A 4479-nucleotide genomic window follows, 5' to 3' on the forward strand; every position below is an offset into this window, starting at 1 on the left:
CACCCCCGCCCGCACCGCACGCCCTCGTGCTTCGCACGCCCCCGAGCACCGCAACGCCCCCGAGCACCGCAACGCCCCCGCGCACCGCACACCAGAGCGCGCCCCGCAGCCCCGCCGCCCCCGCCGGAGGCGGTCAGTGGCCGCGTGCGATCCACTCCTCCAGGTGCGGGGCCTCCGCCCCGATCGTCGTCGCGTCACCGTGCCCCGTACGGACCACCGTCTCCGGCGGCAGCGTCAGCAGCCGGTCCCGGATCGAGTCGACGATCACCGGGAACGAGGAGTACGACCGGCCCGTCGCGCCCGGCCCGCCCTGGAAGAGGGTGTCACCGGAGAAGACGGTGCCCAGTTCCTCGGCGTACAGGCAGACCGCGCCGGGGCTGTGCCCGGGGGTGTGCAGCACGCGGAGGCCCGTACCGCCGACGGTCAGCACGTCGCCGTCGGCGAGGGCTCCGTCCGGCTTGCGGTCGGGGTGCTTCATCTCCCACAGCACCGTGTCCTCGGGGTGCAGCAGCACGGGCGCGCCGGTGCGGTCGGCGACCTCGGGGGCCGCGTCGATGTGGTCGTCGTGCCCGTGGGTGCAGATCACGCCGAGAAGCCTGCGGTCCCCGACGGCGGCGAGGATCGCGTCGGCGTCGTGCGCGGCGTCGACGACGAAGACCTCGCTGTCGTCACCGACCAGCCAGACGTTGTTGTCGACCTCCCAGGTGCCGCCGTCGAGGGAGAATGTCCCGGAGGTGACCAGATGGTCCACGCGCACACCACCGCCCTCCGTGCCACCGCCCTCCGCGCGACCGGCCGCCGCCGCGTCGCCGTCCCGGGCCGTACCGTCCCTGCGCTCCATGCCGTCCCTGCGCTCCATGCCGTCCCTGCGCTCCATGCCGTCCCTGTGCTCCGTACCGTCGCCCGCCATCAGAGGTTCACCACCGAACGCAGCACGTCACCGTGGTGCATCTTCTCGAACGCGGGCTCGATGTCCTCGATGCCGATCGTCTCGGTGACGAACGCGTCCAGGTCCAGCCGGCCCTGGAGATAGAGGTCGATCAGCATCGGGAAGTCCCGCTCGGGCAGGCAGTCGCCGTACCAGGACGACTTCAACGACCCGCCGCGCCCGAACACGTCGAGCAGCGGCAGCTCCAGCTTCATCTCCGGAGTGGGCACGCCGACGAGCACGACGGTCCCCGCCAGGTCGCGGGCGTAGAAGGCCTGCTGGTACGTCTCGGGGCGGCCGACGGCGTCGATGACGACGTCCGCGCCGAAGCCGCCGGTCAGCTCCTGGACGGCCTTGACGACATCGGTGCCGCCACCGCCGTTGACGGTGTGCGTGGCGCCGAGGCCGCGCGCCGTCTCCAGTTTCCGGTCGTCCAGGTCGACCGCGATGATCTTCGAGGCGCCGGCCAGCCGGGCGCCCGCGACCGCGGCGCTCCCGACGCCGCCGCAGCCGATGACGGCGACGGTGTCCCCACGCGTGACCTGCCCGGTGTTGAGCGCCGCTCCGAGACCCGCCATCACTCCGCAGCCGAGCAGCCCGGCCGCCGCGGGGGAGGCCGAGGGGTCGACCTTGGTGCACTGTCCGGCGGCCACCAGGGTCTTCTCGGCGAAGGCGCCGATACCGAGGGCCGGAGTGAGCGCGGTTCCGTCCGCGAGCGTCATCGGCTGGGCCGCGGTGTGGGTCGAGAAGCAGTACCAGGGCCGTCCCCGTTTGCAGGCGCGACACGTCCCGCACACCGCACGCCAGTTGAGGATCACGAAGTCGCCGGGTGCGACATCCGTCACGCCCGCGCCGACGGACTCCACGGTCCCGGCCGCCTCGTGTCCGAGCAGGAACGGGAACTCGTCGTTGATGCCGCCGTCCCGGTAGTGCAGGTCGGTGTGGCAGACGCCGCAGGACCGGACCCGGACCACGGCCTCGCCCGGCCCCGGATCGGGCACGAGGATCGTCTCGACCCGGACCGGCTCACCCTTGCCGTGAGCCACGACGCCGCGCACTTCTTGTGCCATGGACTGCCTCACTTCTTCCGGCTTCCGCCGGACTGGTTACTGACGGGCACTTGGCGTGCGGCCACCCGGCCGGTTACGGCGGTGATCCGCACAGCTCACTCTCATACCCCGGACCGGCCCCGTCCACCGTGCGGCCCGCCGCGCCGCGCCTCCGGGGCCGTGCGCCCATCGCCGTGCGCCACCCGGGCGCCGCGGCGCGCACACGAAGGCGCATGAAGGCGCGCGGAGGAGTGCGGAGGAGTGCGGAGGCGCGCGAAGGGGCCCCGGATCGCTCCGGGGCCCCTCGGTGCCTGCGCGTGATGTCAGACGTTGACGCCGAAGTCCTGGGCGATGCCCGTCAGACCGGAGGCGTAGCCCTGGCCGACGGCGCGGAACTTCCACTCGGCGCCGTTGCGGTAGAGCTCACCGAAGACCATGGCGGTCTCGGTGGCGGCGTCCTCGCTCAGGTCGTAGCGGGCGATCTCGCTGCCGCCGGCCTGGTTGAGCACGCGGATGTAGGCGTTCCGCACCTGGCCGAAGTTCTGGCTGCGGGCCTCGGCGTCGTAGACGGAGACCGGGAAGACGATCTTGTCGACGTCGGCGGGGAGACCGGCCAGGTTGACCTGGATCTGCTCGTCGTCGCCCTCGCCCTCACCCGTGCGGTTGTCACCGGTGTGCACGATGGTCTGGTCCGGCGTCGCCTTGTTGTTGAAGAAGACGAAGTGCTGGTCGGAGACGACCTTGCCGGCCGCGCTCACCGCGATGGCGCTCGCGTCGAGGTCGAAGTCGGTGCCCGTGGTGGTGCGGACGTCCCAGCCGAGGCCCACCGTGACGGCGGTGAGGCCCGGGGCCTCCTTGGTGAGCGAAACATTGCCGCCCTTGGACAGGCTTACAGCCATGGGGTCGTCCCTTTCGTCGTCAGTGTGTCGGGCTTCGTACCGGAGACGAAGCTACCGTCACCCCTCACAACGCCGACACGGTCCCGCCGGGTTCCGCCCCGCGGCCCCTTCTTCACTTCCGGCTCCGGACGGGGCCGGGGAAACCCGTCCGGCACGCCGCCCCGCGCGGTGTGAAAAGTGGATGACTCCGCGGCCGGGTGGCGGGATCATGGGAGACATGTCCGGGCCCTATGTCATCCGCGGCTCGGTCTCCCTGCCGGAGGCCGAGCTCAGCTGGCGTTTCTCCCGTTCGTCCGGGCCCGGCGGCCAGCATGTGAACACCAGCGACAGCCAGGTGGAGCTGCGCTTCGACCTCGGGCGGACCGAGTCGCTCCCGCAGGTCTGGAAGGACCGGGCCCTGGAGCGGCTGGCCGGGCGGCTGACCGACGGCGTGATCACCGTACGGGCGTCCGAGCACCGGTCGCAGTGGCGCAACCGGGAGACGGCGGCCGTCCGGCTCGCGTCGCTGCTGGCCCAGGCGACGGCCCCGCCGCCGAAGCCGCGCAGAAAGACGAAGATCCCGCGCGGCATCAACGAGCGGCGGCTGCGGGAGAAGAAGCGGCGCGGCGAGACGAAGCGCGGCCGCGGCGGAGGCGGCTGGGACTGAGGCACGCGGGCCGCTGCGTGCCCCGTACGGTCACCGCGTGCTCCGTACGTGCTGCGTGCTCGGTACGGTCGCCGCGGTGTGTTTCGTGCGGTCGCCTTGGCGTGTTCCCCAGGGCTTCCGTGGTGCGTTCCGCGGGGAAACGCGCCCGGGCGCCGCCCGCCCGGCCGAGCCGGGGGGACAGCGCCCGAGACCAACCAATCGCGCAGATCAGTGGTGGTTCTTCTTGGCCTCGACCTTGATGCTGGTCTCCTCCTCCGCGGAAGAGGCGGCCGAGCAGTTGGTCTGCTCCGCCTCGCCGATCAGGGCGAGGTTGATGGGGATCAGGCAGGAGAGAATCGGAACGTTCGTCGTCTCGGCCTCGACGTCGTCGGCGAACGCACCGGTGGTGCCGCCGGCCAGGGCGAGAGCGGCGACCGCGCTGACAAAGGTCTTCTTCAGCTTCATGCTGTATGTCTCCTTGACGAGAGAGGGAAGGCCCGGTCTCCCCGGTCGCTGAACACGACCGGAGAAATCGGTTCCCGAGATCGGGTCCCCAAACGGCCCGTCCCGGAAGGGCGGGGAGTTGCCTCCCCACGGCGAAAACACTAACCGAGCGAATCGGACATTTACTGCTTTTCTCGTCCGCGTGTCGCGAGTGTCGCGCGGCGGTCCCGCAAGGCGCCGTGCGGCCCCGGATCCCGCTTGTGGCAGGGATGTCCGGGCCGGGCGCGGGGGCGTGGCCCTCTTGTCGTATTTCCCCGGGAGTGAAATGCAACAGGCCCGTGCCGCCGAAGCGGTACGGGCCTGTTGCCGGCGGAGGTGGGCTGCTGGATTTCCTATTCGCCAACCCGGTTAACGAGTGGGTTCGTAAAGGGTTGCGCCGCCAAAAGAGTGAATTCGGTCCGGGGTATTCCGGTGAATTGAACCGGGAGCCCCGCACCCCGCTCGCTGTTGCGCGGCGCTGTCGCCGCCGCCTCG

Annotated in this window: 5 protein-coding genes; 1 reads left to right on the forward strand and 4 read right to left on the reverse strand. The window is 71.3% G+C overall.

Annotated elements, in window-relative coordinates; translation table 11 throughout:
* Positions 1–133: 133 nt before the first annotated feature.
* From GCU69_RS09620 to GCU69_RS09630, 3 genes are all read right to left on the reverse strand, one after another.
* Positions 134–877 (reverse strand): MBL fold metallo-hydrolase, encoded by a 744-nt coding sequence (locus GCU69_RS09620; protein WP_235978355.1) that lies wholly within the window; start codon positions 875–877, stop codon positions 134–136.
* Positions 878–909: 32 nt separating this feature from the next.
* Complete coding sequence (locus GCU69_RS09625; RefSeq protein ID WP_098753147.1) at positions 910–1998, reverse strand: S-(hydroxymethyl)mycothiol dehydrogenase; 1089 nt, start codon at positions 1996–1998, stop codon at positions 910–912.
* 302 nt (positions 1999–2300) lie between these two features.
* Positions 2301–2876, reverse strand: a complete 576-nt coding sequence (locus GCU69_RS09630; RefSeq protein ID WP_098753148.1) for a TerD family protein — start codon at positions 2874–2876, stop codon at positions 2301–2303.
* Between the two features lie 208 nt (positions 2877–3084).
* On the opposite strand from GCU69_RS09630, the gene arfB reads away from it, so the two are divergent.
* Positions 3085–3522 carry an alternative ribosome rescue aminoacyl-tRNA hydrolase ArfB gene (gene arfB / locus GCU69_RS09635; RefSeq protein WP_098753149.1) on the forward strand — a complete coding sequence of 146 codons (438 nt, stop codon included), beginning with the start codon at positions 3085–3087 and terminating at the stop codon, positions 3520–3522.
* 207 nt (positions 3523–3729) lie between these two features.
* Here the strand turns inward: arfB and GCU69_RS09640 are convergent, their stop codons facing one another.
* A complete protein-coding gene (locus tag GCU69_RS09640) occupies positions 3730–3966 on the reverse strand; it encodes a hypothetical protein (protein ID WP_098753150.1) in 237 nt (78 codons plus the stop codon).
* Positions 3967–4479 lie beyond the last annotated feature (513 nt).

The organism is Streptomyces lycii (genome assembly GCF_009735685.1).
Taxonomy (GTDB): domain Bacteria; phylum Actinomycetota; class Actinomycetes; order Streptomycetales; family Streptomycetaceae; genus Streptomyces; species Streptomyces lycii.

Coding starts and splice junctions, on each gene's coding strand:
- GCU69_RS09620 (WP_235978355.1), bottom strand. CDS start 877: ATGGAGCGCAGGGACGGCATGGAGCGCAGGGACGGCATGGAGCGCAGG.
- GCU69_RS09625 (WP_098753147.1), bottom strand. CDS start 1,998: ATGGCACAAGAAGTGCGCGGCGTCGTGGCTCACGGCAAGGGTGAGCCG.
- GCU69_RS09630 (WP_098753148.1), bottom strand. CDS start 2,876: ATGGCTGTAAGCCTGTCCAAGGGCGGCAATGTTTCGCTCACCAAGGAG.
- arfB (WP_098753149.1), top strand. CDS start 3,085: ATGGGAGACATGTCCGGGCCCTATGTCATCCGCGGCTCGGTCTCCCTG.
- GCU69_RS09640 (WP_098753150.1), bottom strand. CDS start 3,966: ATGAAGCTGAAGAAGACCTTTGTCAGCGCGGTCGCCGCTCTCGCCCTG.